General features: G+C 65.7%; 11 protein-coding genes. 9 read left to right on the top strand and 2 right to left on the bottom strand.

Annotated elements, in window-relative coordinates; genetic code table 11:
* The first annotated feature begins 105 nt into the window (after positions 1-105).
* The 5 genes from uvrB (at position 106) to CCR94_RS18680 (ending at position 8168) form a co-directional block, all read left to right on the top strand.
* Positions 106-2685 carry an excinuclease ABC subunit UvrB gene (gene uvrB, locus CCR94_RS18660; protein ID WP_104509336.1) on the top strand — a complete coding sequence of 860 codons (2580 nt, stop codon included), beginning with the start codon at positions 106-108 and terminating at the stop codon, positions 2683-2685.
* 344 nt (positions 2686-3029) lie between these two features.
* Positions 3030-4652, top strand: coding sequence for a long-chain fatty acid--CoA ligase (locus tag CCR94_RS18665; RefSeq protein ID WP_104509337.1), 1623 nt, complete (start codon positions 3030-3032; stop codon positions 4650-4652).
* Positions 4653-4715: 63 nt separating this feature from the next.
* Positions 4716-5864, top strand: coding sequence for an FtsH protease activity modulator HflK (gene hflK / locus CCR94_RS18670; protein ID WP_104509371.1), 1149 nt, complete (start codon positions 4716-4718; stop codon positions 5862-5864).
* Entirely contained in the window at positions 5864-6730 is an 867-nt protein-coding gene (gene hflC / locus CCR94_RS18675) for a protease modulator HflC (protein WP_104509338.1), read from the top strand. The genes hflK and hflC overlap by 1 nt, the downstream gene beginning before the upstream one ends.
* Positions 6731-6737: 7 nt before the next feature.
* Positions 6738-8168, top strand: a complete 1431-nt coding sequence (locus CCR94_RS18680) for a Do family serine endopeptidase (protein ID WP_104509339.1) — start codon at positions 6738-6740, stop codon at positions 8166-8168.
* 262 nt (positions 8169-8430) lie between these two features.
* Here CCR94_RS18680 and CCR94_RS18685 read toward each other — a convergent pair whose 3' ends face one another.
* Both CCR94_RS18685 and CCR94_RS25220 read right to left on the bottom strand, forming a co-directional pair.
* Positions 8431-9600: a tetratricopeptide repeat protein gene (locus tag CCR94_RS18685; RefSeq protein WP_104509340.1), complete on the bottom strand. Its 1170-nt coding sequence runs from the start codon at positions 9598-9600 to the stop codon at positions 8431-8433.
* A gap of 100 nt (positions 9601-9700) precedes the next feature.
* Positions 9701-9874, bottom strand: coding sequence for a hypothetical protein (locus CCR94_RS25220; RefSeq protein ID WP_158254830.1), 174 nt, complete (start codon positions 9872-9874; stop codon positions 9701-9703).
* 33 nt (positions 9875-9907) lie between these two features.
* Between CCR94_RS25220 and CCR94_RS18695 the strand changes: the two genes are divergently transcribed.
* The 4 genes from CCR94_RS18695 to CCR94_RS18710 all read left to right on the top strand — a co-directional run bounded on the left by CCR94_RS18695 (position 9908) and on the right by CCR94_RS18710 (position 13310).
* Positions 9908-10150: a hypothetical protein gene (locus CCR94_RS18695; protein ID WP_104509342.1), complete on the top strand. Its 243-nt coding sequence runs from the start codon at positions 9908-9910 to the stop codon at positions 10148-10150.
* 97 nt (positions 10151-10247) lie between these two features.
* The gene (locus CCR94_RS18700) at positions 10248-10739 is read left to right on the top strand and encodes a SixA phosphatase family protein (RefSeq protein WP_104509343.1); all 492 of its coding nucleotides are present in this window, start codon (positions 10248-10250) and stop codon (positions 10737-10739) included.
* A gap of 55 nt (positions 10740-10794) precedes the next feature.
* Positions 10795-12252 (top strand): YcjX family GTP-binding protein, encoded by a 1458-nt coding sequence (locus CCR94_RS18705; RefSeq protein ID WP_104509344.1) that lies wholly within the window; start codon positions 10795-10797, stop codon positions 12250-12252.
* Positions 12249-13310 carry a YcjF family protein gene (locus tag CCR94_RS18710; RefSeq protein ID WP_104509345.1) on the top strand — a complete coding sequence of 354 codons (1062 nt, stop codon included), beginning with the start codon at positions 12249-12251 and terminating at the stop codon, positions 13308-13310. Before CCR94_RS18705 ends, CCR94_RS18710 begins: the two co-directional genes overlap by 4 nt.
* Positions 13311-13389: the final 79 nt, after the last annotated feature.

A 13389-nucleotide genomic window follows, 5' to 3' on the forward strand; every position in this document is an offset into this window, starting at 1 on the left:
CCGGGGTTGGTCCCCTCTCCCCGCAAGCGGGGAGAGGGGACCAACCCCGGCTTTCCTCCCCGCAAAACCCTTCCCATTGCGGCCCTGCGCCGCCATATTGGCGTCATGGCGAAAAAACCCTCCTATCGCAGCGGCAAGGCGTCGAAGCCCGACGTGCAACCGCTCGACGAACATCTCGCGGCGCTGCTCAATCCGGCTTTGGTCCCGCCCGGCATGGCGGAAGCCGCCGCGCCCTTTCTCGGGGAATCGCTCGACGCCGAGGAGGCCGCCCGCATCGGCCTGGGGCAGGAACCGAAAATGGTGCGCGAGAAACCCCGCCGCCTCCAACCCGCGCGCGAAAATTTCACCACCGGCTCCGGCGCGACGGCGGACGTGCTCGCCGACCTGCTGGAAAAGGGCGACCCCAATCTGCGGGAAGCCAAACCCTGGGTTCCCCATCGCCCGGAGCGGCCGGAAAAGTCCGAGGGCGGGGTGCGCTTCGATCTGGTCTCGGAATATACGCCGCAGGGCGACCAGCCCCGCGCCATCGACGAACTGGTCGCCGGCCTCGAACAGAACGAGCGCGATCAGGTCCTGCTCGGCGTCACCGGCTCCGGCAAGACTTTTACAATGGCGCAGGTGATCGCCCGGACCCAGCGCCCGGCGCTGATTCTCGCGCCCAACAAGACCCTCGCCGCGCAGCTTTACGGCGAGTTCAAGAGCTTCTTTCCCAACAATGCGGTGGAGTATTTCGTCTCCTATTACGACTACTACCAGCCCGAAGCCTATGTGCCGCGCAGCGACACCTACATCGAAAAAGAATCCTCGATCAACGAGCAGATCGACCGGATGCGCCACGCCGCCACCCGCGCCCTGATCGAACGCGACGACGTCATCATCGTCGCTTCCGTCTCCTGCATCTACGGTATCGGCTCGGTCGAGACCTATACCGCCATGACCTTCTCCATCGTCGTCGGGGAAAAGCTGGACCAGCGGCAATTGCTGCAAGACCTCGTCGCGCTGCAATACAAGCGCACGCCGGATTTTTCGCGCGGAACTTTTCGCGTGCGCGGGGATACCGTGGAAGTTTTTCCCGCCCACTATGAGGACCGCGCCTGGCGCATCACCTTTTTCGGCGACGAGGTCGAATCGCTGGCCGAATTCGACCCGCTCACCGGCAAGAAGCTGCATGAGCTGGAGCAAGTCAAATTCTACGCCAACTCCCATTACGTTACGCCAAGGCCAACCCTGTTGCAGGCGGTGGATTCGATCAAATCCGAGTTGCGCCAGCGGCTCGACGAACTGAACGGCTCCGGCCGCTTTCTTGAGGCGCAAAGGCTGGAGCAGCGCACTTTGTTCGATATCGAAATGCTCAACGCCACCGGCTCCTGCGCCGGCATCGAGAATTATTCGCGCTATCTCACCGGCCGCAAGCCGGGCGAGCCGCCGCCAACCCTGTTCGAATACCTGCCCGACAATGCGCTCGTCTTCACCGACGAGAGCCATGTCACCGTGCCGCAGATCGGCGGCATGTATCGCGGCGACTTTCGCAGAAAGGCGACGCTGGCCGAGTATGGTTTTCGTCTGCCCTCCTGCATGGACAACAGGCCGCTGCGCTTCGAGGAATGGGACGCGATGCGGCCGCAATCGGTCCATGTCTCGGCCACGCCGGGCGACTGGGAGATGGCGCGCGCGCAAGGCGTGTTCGTCGAGCAGGTGATCCGGCCGACCGGGCTGGTCGATCCGCCGGTGGAGGTGCGCGGCGCCCGCACCCAGGTCGATGATGTTTTGGGCGAAATCCGCGACATGGCGGCGCGCGGCTATCGCACCCTTGTCACTGTGCTGACCAAGCGAATGGCGGAAGACCTCACCGAATATTTGCACGAGGCCGGCGTGCGCGTGCGCTACATGCATTCCGACATCGACACCATCGAGCGCATCGAAATCATCCGCGACCTCCGCCTCGGCGCCTTCGACGTGCTGATCGGCATCAACCTTTTACGCGAAGGCCTGGACATACCGGAATGCGCTTTGGTGGCGATTTTCGACGCCGACAAGGAAGGTTTTTTGCGCAGCGAACGGTCGCTGGTGCAGACCATCGGCCGCGCTGCGCGCAACGTCGACGGCAAGGTGATCCTCTATGCCGATCGCATCACCGGCTCGATGGAGCGGGCGATGGGCGAGACCCAGCGGCGCCGCGAAAAACAGCTCGCCTGGAACGAGCAGCATGGCATCACCCCCATGACGATCAAGCGCGGCATCGCCGATATCCTCGGCTCGGTGGCGGAGCAGGACCACGTCACCGTGGATACGGGCATGGCGGCGCCGGCGCTCGGGCACAATTTCAAGGCGACGCTGGCCGATCTGGAAAAGCAGATGCGCGCCGCCGCCGCCGATCTCGATTTCGAGACCGCCGCGCGGCTGCGCGATGAGATCAAGAGGTTGCGGGCGGTGGAGCTGACGGTCGCCGACGATCCGCTGGCGCGGCAGGGCGACGTGGAGGCCGGCGGAGGCGGTTTTCGCGGCGACAGCAAATATGGCGCGGCGGCGAACCTGCCGCCGAGGGCTTCGTCCTCAAAAATTCACAAGCCGACCGACGCCGATATGGGGCCGCATAATTTCGGCGGCGGGGAAGGCAAGCCGAAGGCGACAGGGGCCGCGCCCGCGCCGGGGCCTTGGCGGCACAAGGGGAAGAAAAGGCGGTGAGGGGAGAGGGCAGACTATTTCGGGCGGGGTTTGGAGGGCTCAGGGGATGAGAGCGCCATGAATTAGACGTGCGTGGATTGCGACCGAGCCGGAAAACATAACCATTCTCGTTTAGTCGAACCGGACAGTAATCAAGGGGCTTGGTTGCGCGGACAGAGTCGTGGACCGCTCCCGCCCTTCGAGACGCGCCTGACGGCGCTCCTCAGGGTGAGGACTATTTGTTTGGTTTCCCTGCTGAAAAAGGCATTGTCGTTAACCTCAGCCGTTCGCGCTTCAAGTTAAGCGCGAACGGCTTTATCATTGCCGTCAACGGCTCCGAAAAGGACCATTGCGGGAGGAATGCCATGCTCGGCCTGATGCAGCGGCGCGAATTGTTGATTTCTTCGATCATTGTCCATGCCGCGCGCCATCATGGCGCCGGCGAAGTGGTTTCGCGGCGGGAGAATGGCGCCCTCGTCCGCACGACTTATGCCGAGGTCGAGCTTCGCGCCCGCAAACTGATGGGCATTCTGGCCGAACTCGGCGTGAAATTCGGCGACCGCGTCGCCACGCTCGCCATGAACAGCGACCGCCATCTCGAACTCTATTACGCCATTTCCGGCATGGGCGCGGTGTGCCACACCATCAACCCGCGCCTGTCGATGGACGATATCGGCTATATTCTCGGCCATGCCGAGGATGGGCTGCTGTTCGTCGATCCCGGCTTTTTGCCCCTGGCCGTGGGCGCCGCCGCCAAGGCGCCGGGCGTTGTTCGGGCCATCGTCGTTCTCGGCGAGGAAGCGGAGATCAAGCCCGGCCCGCCGCCGCCGGGCGTGAGACTGCACGCCTATGAAACCCTGCTCGCGCAGGCGAACATCGCCCCGGACTGGCCCGTGTTCGATGAAAACACCGCCAGCGGCCTGTGCTACACGTCCGGCACCACCGGGCGGCCCAAGGGCGTGCTCTATTCGCATCGCTCCAGCCTGCTGCACGCCTTCGCGGTCGCGCTGCCCGATGTGGTCGGTCTGCGCGCGACAAGCCGCGTTCTCCCGGTCGTGCCCATGTTCCATGTCAACGCCTGGGGTCTGCCCTATGCCGCGCCCATGACCGGCGCCACCCTGCTGATGCCGGGCCGCCAACTCGATCCCGTCGCCGTGCTGCACTTGATCAACGTGGAGCGCGCCGATGTCGCCGTCGGCGTGCCCACCGTCTGGAACGCCCTGCTCGCCCACATGCGCGCGACCGGCGAACGCTTTGACACGCTGAAGCGGGTGATGTCGGGCGGCGCCGCTCTGCCCCGCGCCCTGGTCGAAGGTTTCGCCGAACTGGGCGTTCACGCCTTCCAGGGCTGGGGCATGACCGAGACCAGCCCGGTGGTGACGCTCAATGCGCCAAAACCCGCGACCGCCGACCAGAGCGGCGCCGTGGCGCTGGATCACGCCTGCAAGCAGGGCCGCGCGCTGTTTGGCGCGGATGTGCGCGTGCTCGGCGGCGATGGCGAGGTTCCCTGGGACGGCCGCACCCCCGGCGAAGTTTCCTGCGCCGGCCATTGGATCGCCAGCGGCTATTTCCGGCATGAGTCCGAAATCCTGTCGCGCGACGGCTGGCTGCCGACCGGCGATGTCGGCGTGATCGACGCAAACGGTTATCTGAAACTCACCGACCGCGGCAAGGATCTGATCAAATCCGGCGGCGAATGGATCAGTTCGATCGAGCTGGAAAATATCGCCGTCAGCCATCCCGATGTCGCCGAAGCCGCGGCCATCGCCGTTCCCGACGACAAATGGGGCGAGCGTCCGCTGGTGATCGTCGTGCCGCGCACGGGAAAAACGCCCGACCCCGAGGCGATTCGCGCCTGGTTCGCCGGCAGGGTGGCGAAATACGCCATGCCCGACCGCGTGGCGATCGCCGAGGAATTGCCCCATGGCGCCACCGGCAAGGTGTTGAAGACCGAGTTGCGGCGACTTTATCTCGCGCCGACGGAATGAACGCAGCCCTGTTCCGCAATGGCCCCGGCGCGCTATATAGAGCTGAACGCAATCGAGGACTTCATGCCCTGGAAAAATCAAGGCGGCGATGGCTCCCGTAAGCCCGATAACGGCGCGGGTGACGGCAATCCGTGGGGCGCCCCCCCCAAGAACGACAATCCCTGGGGTTCGGAACCCAAGAATCCCTGGGGTTCCGGTCCCAATCCACAGGATATCGAAGGGTTCATTCGCGGCGCGCAGGAGCGGCTGCAAAAGCTCGGCCCCGGTGACGTGACGCCGCGCGTCGGCGCCATGGTCGCGGGCGTGCTGGCCCTGCTCTGGCTCGCCAGCGGCTTTTACACCATCGATCCCAACCAGGTCGGCCTCAACCTCGTGTTCGGCCGCTATATCGGCAAGACCGCGCCGGGCCTGAACTACAATTGGCCGGGGCCGGTCGGCGACGTGGTCAAGCTCAACGTCACCGACCGCAATTCCATCGACATTGGCGCGCGCGGCGTGCCCAGCCTGTCCAGCCTCGGCGAGGCGCCCGAGGAAAGCCTGATGCTGACCGGCGACGAGAACATCGCCGATGTGAAATTCCGCGTGATCTGGCAGATCGATCCGATTCGGCCCGAGGATTTCGCCTTCAACATCAAGAACCAGGGCGAGACCATCAAGGCCGTGGCGGAAAGCGCCATGCGCGAGATTGTCGGCCGGACGCAAATCCAGCCGCTGCTCACCGCCGAGCGCAAGGTGATCGAGCCGGCGGCGCAGGCCGCCATGCAGGCCATCCTGGACAATTACCACTCCGGCGTCACCGTGCTTCAGGTGCAATTGCTGTCGGTCGATCCGCCGCCGACGGTGATCTCGGCCTTTCGCGACGTGACCTCGGCGCAACAGGACCGCAGCCGCTTCGTCAACGAGGCGCAAGGCGAAGCCAACAAGATCGTGCCGCAGGCGCGCGGCGAGGCGTCGCAGATCCAGCGCGCCGCCGAAGCCTATCGCGAGCAGACGGTCGCCGAGGCGCGCGGCCAGACCGCGCGCTATCTCAAAATCTTTGGCGAATACAAGAAGGCGCCGGATGTCACCCGCGAGCGCCTCTATCTTGAAACCATGGAGCGCGTGCTCGGCGCCGGCGACAAGATTTTGCTGGACCGCGCCGGCGCCTTGCCGGTGCTGCCGCTGAATCCGTTGCTGGGCGGTTCGCAAGCCAAGCCGGCGGGAGGCCAATGATGCGCCGTATCCTTCTCTTCGTCGTCGCGCTGGCGTTGCTGCTGACCTTCGCCACGTTTTTCGAGGTGCGCCAGACCCAGCAGGCGCTGATCCTGCGCTTCGGCGAACCGGCGGGTCTCGTCACCACGCCGGGCCTGCACGCCAAATGGCCGTGGATCGAATCGGTGGTTTACATCGACAATCGCATTCTCGATCTGGAATCGCCGCAGCAGGAAGTGCTGGCGTCCGACAACCAACGACTGGAGGTTGACGCCTTCATCCGCTACCGCATCAGCGACGCGCTAAAGTTCTATCAGACCGTCGGATCGGTGGCCGGCGCCGGCAACCAGCTCGCCTCCGTGCTCAATTCGACGGTGCGCCGCGTGCTCGGCGACGCCGACCAGACCCAGATCGTCCGCGACCAGCGCGTCCAGCTCACGGCGAAAATCCGCGAGCAGGTCGATGGGGAGGCGCACAAGTTCGGCCTCACCATCGTCGATGCGCGCATTCGCCGGGTCGATCTGCCGCGCCAGATTTCGGAAAAGGTGTTTGACCGCATGCGCGCCGAACGCGGCCGCGAGGCGGCGGAATATCGCGCGCTCGGCGCGCAGGAATCGGCCCAGATCACCGCCAGCGCCCAGCGCGACGCGACGGTCATCGTCGCCGACGCGCGGCAAAAAGCCGAAACCCTGCGCGGCGACGGCGACGCCGAACGCGCAAAAATCTTCGCCGACGCTTTCGGGCAGGACGCGGATTTCTTCGCCTTCTACCGCTCGATGCAGGCCTATGAGGTCGCGCTGAAGACGGGCGGCGCGCGATTCGTGCTGTCGCCGGGCGCCGACTTCTTCCGCTTCTTCAATTCCGCCTCGGGCAAGCCCAACAAGTGAGGTCGTCATGAAATTGTTCGCCGCCGCGTTCGCCGGCCTGCTCGCTTTCGCCGCGCCGGCCTTCGCGCGCGGCGCGCCGGATACTTTTGCCGATCTCGCCGATCAGGTCACGCCTGCGGTGGTGAACATATCAGCCACCCAGGTCGAGGAAAAGAAGGCGGAAAAGCTGCCGCCGGGCGGGCAACTCGACGACCAGTTCGAGGAGTTTCTTAAGCGCCACCGCGGGCCGAACGGCGACAACCGGCAAAAACGCTCGTCCTCGCTCGGCTCGGGCTTCGTGATCGACGCCGCCGGCATCGTCATCACCAACAACCATGTCATCGCCGACGCCAACGAGATCGAGGTGATCTTCACCGACGGCTCGAAACTCAAGGCGGAAGTGGTCGGCAAGGACGCCAAGGTCGATGTCGCCGTCTTGCGCGTCAAGCCGGCCAAACCCTTGGCGGCGGTGAAATTCGGCGACAGCGATCACGCGCGGGTCGGCGATTGGGTGATCGCGGTCGGCAATCCCTTCGCTCTGGGAGGCTCGGTGACGGCGGGCATCATTTCGGCGAAAAACCGCGACATCGACAGCGGCCCCTATGACAGTTTCATCCAGACCGACGCCGCCATCAACAAGGGCAATTCCGGCGGGCCGCTGTTCAACATGGCCGGCGAGGTCGTCGGCATCAACACCGCCATCCTCTCGCCCACCGGCGGCTCGATCGGCATCGGCTTCGCCACGCCCGCCGCCACCGCGCAGCCGGTGATCGAGCAATTGCTGAAATTCGGCGAGACCCGGCGCGGCTGGCTCGGCGTGCGCATCCAGAAGGTCGATGACGGCATTGCCGAAAGCCTCGGGCTGGGAAAACCGCGCGGCGCGCTGATTTCCGGCCTCGACGACAAAGGGCCGTCCGCCAAGGCCGGCTTCAAGCCCGGCGACGTCATCGTGGCCTTCGATGGCAAGCCGGTGCCGGACGCGCATGAATTGCCGAAGATCGTGGCGCAGGCCCCCGTCGGCAAGGAGGTCGAGATCGTGGTGGTGCGCGAGGGCAGGGAGGTGGCGCGAAAGGTCACGCTCGGCCGACTCGACGAACGCAACGCCAAACTCGCCAAGGCCGAGGAGCCGAAGCCGGCGCCGCCGCTCACCACAGCCAGCGTCAAGATGTTCGGCCTGGAACTGGCGCCGCTTGACGAGGCGGCGCGCGGAAAATTTCAGATCAAGGACGGGGTGAAGGTCGGCGCGCTGATCGTCAAGGTCGATTCGGATACCCCCGCCGCAGAGCAAAAGCTGACGCCGGGCGAGATCGTCACCGAGATCAACCGGACGCCCGTGACCCGGCCGGAAGATGTCGAGGCGCAGGTGAAGGCGCTCAAGGCCGACAAGAAGAAGACGGCGCTGCTGCTGGTCGCCAATGGCCAAGGTCAGGCGCGTTTCGTGGCGCTGCCGGTGGAGTGATAAGGTTTCCGAACGATCCGTTCGCAAACCTTGTGAGCGCGTCATTCCGTAGCCCGCGCGGTCGGGGAAATCTTGCGCGCGCGGGCTGCTGATCAGCTCAAATTATGGCATAGCTTCTCTTGCGAAATGCGTCGTATTCGCAGGGGCAACCGATGCAAGACGAGAACGCACGAGCGTTCGAGCGCGACGGGCTGAAGACATTACCAAGAAAAAGCCCGCCCCGCGGCGGCGGGCTTTTGGTTCACGGCAGACCCTGCTTCCATCACTTGGCCGCGTCGAGCTTTTTCTGATCGGCGACAGCGCGGAAATATTCGATGAAGTTTTTCGGGCAACTGTCCACGGCGCGCTTGATGCCGACCGCCGCGTCCTGGGCGGCGCCCGTCATGATCTGAAAATGCGCGACATAATAGCGCGCTTCGCATTGCTGATCGTCGCTCTTCGCCGCGCCGAAAATCTCCCCCGCCTCGGCGCGGCCGAGATAGAACTGGGTCACCGCGAAAGGCCAGTCCTTGCCGGCCTTGTCGGCGTAGGCCTGCAATTCCGCCTTGGCTTCGGGGGAGCCGTCGCGCGCGATGAAGCGCCACAGCGCCGCATAGGTTTGGTTCGGATCGCGCTTGAGCGCCTCGACGAAAAATGCGTTGGCGCGAACGCTGTCGCCCGCGCCAAGCGCGGCGACGCCCCGGTTGAGCCAGACTTGCGCGTTGTTCGGGTCAAGTTCGGCGGCCTTGGCGAAATCCTGTTCCGCCTTGGCGTCGTCGCCGACGCCCAGTTCCGCGCTGCCGCGATCCATCCAGGGCTCGGCGGCCCCGCCGGCGATCGCGACCTCCCGATCGAAATCCTCCAGCGCCTTGGCCGCATCGCCGTCGATCAGACGCACGAAACCGCGACCGGCGAACAGGGCGGCGTTCTTCGCGCCCAGCGCGATGGCCTTGTCGAAATCCTCCAGCGCCTTGGCGCGCTCGTCGCGCGTGCGATGGATCTCGGCGCGCAACTGATAGGCCATGGTCTGGTCGGGGTCCTGGTCGATCGCCTCGGAGCAATCGGCCAGGGCGCGGTCAACCTGTTTGAGCCGGACACGGACGGCGCAGCGGTTGGCGTAGGCCCAGGCGATCTCCTTGCCCTGCCATTTATGCGAATCGATCAGCAGGGAGCAGGCGTCGTCGCGCTGTTGGGGTGCGGCCTTGCCGTCGCTGTTGGCGCAGGCGAGCGCCTCCGCTGATTGTTTCGGCGCCGGCGGCGGCGCGGAAGCGGCGGGCGCTGCGGCGGGAGGCGTCACGCCGGCTGGCGCGGCGGTGGAGCTTTCGGGCGGAGTCGGCATGGCGTGGGTTCCAACGCCATGGCTGAAATCGGTCACGGCCGGGGATGGCTGTTCGGCGCGCGCAGCTCCGGAAAACAGCAGCGCCGCCGCAACAAAACACACAGCCTTCGTCATTCGCGCTCTCCACCCTTCGCCCCTGAGCGTTAGCCCATCGGAGCAGTGCGCAAAAGCCTAAACTTCGCGGCGATTTTGCGGCGAAAGGGCGCGCTGGCCCTCACACAGCGCGTTTCGCCATTTTTCCGCAAGGTGGAACGGCTTCATCGAAGGTGTTTTCCGTGAAAAGGGCGGGATCACGCGGATCGACGCCGTCGTAAACCTTTAAGAAATCCTCCTTTTCGCCGAGCTTTATGCAGAGATCGACGCCTATCTCACCCACGAACTGTCGCACGCGCATCTCATCTGCCACATCGGCGCCTTCAGCTTGCTTGGCTTTCCCAGTTGGTATGTCGAAGGCCTCGCGGTGCTGGTCTCCGGCGGCGGCGCGCAATTGACCTATCGCCAGGCCGGTATGTTCGTCAGTTTTTTGCGCGAGCGTGACGCCAAGGCGTTCGCGGCGCTGCTCTTCAGCATGGCGCAAAGGCCCGTCGTCTTAAAACTGATGATCGCCGAACTGGACCGCCAGCCCGGCGATCTGCTGGAGCTTCGGCCGGAGCCGCCGGCATAGGGCTGCGGAAGATGCTCGTCCTGGATCGTCATAGCGGGTGACCGCGGCGCGACGCCGTGTCAGGTGACGGACCGGCGTTTCATGCTATCCTCCGGCCATGCGCCTCTACCTGCTCCGCCACGCCGAAGCCGTCCCGTCCGGCAGATATCGCGACCACGAACGACCGCTCACGCCGGCCGGGCGCGCGGCCGCGACCCGCGTCGGCGGCGCGCTCGCGGCGCGCGGCGACCGTATCGATTTGACGCTGTGCTCCGACGCTCTTCGCGCCCGTGAAACGCTCGATCTGGTTCTCGCGGCCAGCGGGGCCAGACCGGAGGTGCGGCTGGAGCCGGGGCTGTTCCAGGCGGAGCGCGGCGAGTTGATGGCGTTTTTCCGCGCGCTGCCCGATGAGGTCGAGCATGTGCTGGCCGTCGGCCACAATCCTGCTTTCGCCGAATTCGCGGCGCTTTTCACGGGCGGCGGCCAAAGGGGCGACATTGACCGGCTCAACCGCTTTTTCCCTCCGGCGGCGCTCGCCGCCTTCGATGTGAAGACACAATGGAGCGAACTGTCATGGAGCGGCGGCGAATTGCTCGCCTTTCTGTCCTGACGCTGTATAAGTCGCAGCGGGCGCCCATCTGAGCCTAGACCGCCCGGAGACTCTTTTGCCGATCCTCGATATTCTCCTCGCCGAAGCCCGCAACGGCGCGGCCAACCTGTCGGACCTCGTCCGCGGACGCGGCCTGCGCCTCGGCGTCACCGGCCTGTCCCGCGCCGGAAAAACCGTCTTCATCACCGCGCTCGCGCGCCACCTCACCCTGCTCGGAAAGAACGGCAAGAACGCGCTGCCCGCTTTTCGCGTCGCCGAGGAGGGCCGCGTCATCGGTGGCCGGCTGGAGCCGCAGCCCGACGACAATGTGCCGCGCTTCGCTTATGAGGACCATCTCGCCGCCCTGGCCGGGCCGGAGCGCCACTGGCCGCAATCGACGCGCCAGATTTCACAATTGCGGCTGCGGCTCGAATTCGAGCGCCGCGAGGGTTTCATGGCCGGCGGCTCCTCCATGACCATAGACATTGTCGATTATCCCGGCGAATGGCTGCTCGACCTGCCGCTGCTGCAAAAAACCTACGCCGAGTGGTCGCGCGAAACCTTTGAAGCCAGCGCCGGCGCCGCGCGCGCATCCCTCGCCTCGGACTGGCGCGGCTTCGCCGCCACGCTGCTTCCGGGGGCGCCGGAGGACGAGGGGCAGGCCCGTCAGGCGGCGGAAAAATTCACCGCCTATCTGCGGGCGTCGCGGACCGATTCCTACGCGCTCTCGACCCTGCCGCCCGGCCGCTTCCTGATGCCCGGCGATCTCGACGGCTCGCCCGCCCTGACCTTCGCGCCGCTGCCGCTGTCGGAAGGTTTCGTCATTGAGCCGGGGTCGCTGGCGGCCATGATGGAGCGGCGCTACGAGGCTTACAAAACCTTTGTCGTCAAACCGTTCTTCCAGCATCATTTCGCCCGGCTCGACCGCCAGATCGTGCTGGTGGACGCGCTGGCCGCGCTCAATTCCGGCGCGGAGGCGGTGCGCGACTTGCAGCGCGGCATCAATGACGTGCTCGGCGCCTTTCGCACCGGCAACAACACCTGGTTCAACACGCTGTTTCGGCCGCGCATCGACAAGATCCTGATCGCCGCGACCAAGGCCGACCATCTGCATCACCTCAGCCATGACCGGCTGGAGGCGATCCTGCGCCAGCTCTCCGCGCGCTCCATCGCCCGCGCCGAGGGCTTTGGCGCGCAGGTGGACGTGATCGCGCTCGCCGCCGTGCGCGCCACCCGCGAAGCGCAAATCAAATATGGCAAGGACACGCTCGACGCCATTGTCGGCACGCCGATCAAGGGCGAGGCGCTCGACGGCCATGTGTTCGACGGCGACACCGAAGCCGCTGTCTTCCCCGGCCAATTGCCCGACGACCCGCGCGAGGCCTTTCGCGGCGACACGCTGGCCACGCCCGAACACGAGGCCGACGTGCGCTTCCTGCGGTTCCGGCCGCCGCAAACGCCGCTGGACACGCCGCCGGCGCAGATCCGCCTCGATCGCGCCTGTCAGTTCCTGTTCGGAGATTGGATGCCATGAGCCAGGGCGACACCCCCCATCCCGAAAGACCCCGTCCGCGCGCCTTCCGCCTCGACCAGCTCAACGACGAGATGGTGGCGCAGCCCGATTATTACGAAGCCGAGGCCGAGGCGGTGAAGGCGGCGGCGCCCGTCGCGCCCGAGCCGTCGGAACGCGCCACCGAGGAAGCGCAAAGCAAGGGATTCCTGCGGCGCGGACGCGGCTGGACCTGGGGCGGCGTGCTGGTGTCGGCGCTCGGCGCGCTGTTTTCCATCGGAATCGGCCTGTGGCTGGATTCGCTGATCGAAAACCTGTTTGCGAAAAGCATGGCGCTCGGCTGGATTTCCGTCGCGCTCGTCGGCCTGGTGCTGGCCGCGATCGCCGTGCTGGTGGGGCGCGAGATTTCCGTGCTGTTCCGCCAACGCGCCATCGCGCGGCTGCATCGGGCGCTGGCCGTCGCGCACGAGACCGACGACGGCGCGCTGGCCAAGCAGAAGATCGCCGAACTGGCGTCGCTCTATGCGGACAGGCCGGAAACGGCGGCCGCGCTGAAGCGTTTGAAGGAGTTGAAACGCGAGATCATCGACGGGGCGTTGCGGGTCGAGATCGCCGAAAAGGCGATCATGCCCAGTCTCGACGCCTCCGCCCGCCAGGAGATCGCCAAGGCCGCGCGCGCCGTTTCGCTGGTGACGGCGCTCGCGCCGCGCGCGATCATCGACGTGATCTTCGTCGCCGCCCAGGCGATTCGCCTGATCCGCCGCATCGCGGAAATTTATGGCGGCCGGCCCGGCCTGCTCGGCGTCTTCCGACTGGCGCGGGCGGTCGCCACCCATCTCGCGCTGACCGGAACCATCGCCCTCGGCGATTCGCTGCTCCAGCAGATCGTTGGCCACGGCGTCGCCTCGCGCATTTCCTCGCGGCTCGGCGAGGGCGTGCTCAACGGACTGCTCACCGCGCGCATCGGCCTGTCGGCCATGGCGGTGTGCCGGCCGATGCCCTTCATCACGGAAAAGGCGCCTGGCATTTCCGATGTCGCGCCGTTTTTGTTGAAGCGCGACAAGGAGAAGGCGGCGGGGTGAGATGCGTTGATCGCCGCTCGCCCTTCGAGACGGCCCCTGCGGGGCCTTATCGGGGTGATGAGTTCATTTGCTGAATTCA

Origin of the sequence: Rhodoblastus sphagnicola (assembly GCF_002937075.1) — a bacterium.
Taxonomy (GTDB): domain Bacteria; phylum Pseudomonadota; class Alphaproteobacteria; order Rhizobiales; family Beijerinckiaceae; genus Rhodoblastus; species Rhodoblastus sphagnicola.

Excerpts from the sequence above, each read along its gene's own strand:
- uvrB (WP_104509336.1), top strand. The coding sequence starts at position 106 with ATGGCGAAAAAACCCTCCTATCGCAGCGGCAAGGCGTCGAAGCCCGAC.
- CCR94_RS18680 (WP_104509339.1), top strand. The coding sequence starts at position 6,738 with ATGAAATTGTTCGCCGCCGCGTTCGCCGGCCTGCTCGCTTTCGCCGCG.
- CCR94_RS18710 (WP_104509345.1), top strand. The coding sequence starts at position 12,249 with ATGAGCCAGGGCGACACCCCCCATCCCGAAAGACCCCGTCCGCGCGCC.
- hflC (WP_104509338.1), top strand. The coding sequence starts at position 5,864 with ATGCGCCGTATCCTTCTCTTCGTCGTCGCGCTGGCGTTGCTGCTGACC.
- CCR94_RS18685 (WP_104509340.1), bottom strand. The coding sequence starts at position 9,600 with ATGACGAAGGCTGTGTGTTTTGTTGCGGCGGCGCTGCTGTTTTCCGGA.
- CCR94_RS18665 (WP_104509337.1), top strand. The coding sequence starts at position 3,030 with ATGCTCGGCCTGATGCAGCGGCGCGAATTGTTGATTTCTTCGATCATT.
- hflK (WP_104509371.1), top strand. The coding sequence starts at position 4,716 with ATGCCCTGGAAAAATCAAGGCGGCGATGGCTCCCGTAAGCCCGATAAC.
- CCR94_RS18700 (WP_104509343.1), top strand. The coding sequence starts at position 10,248 with ATGCGCCTCTACCTGCTCCGCCACGCCGAAGCCGTCCCGTCCGGCAGA.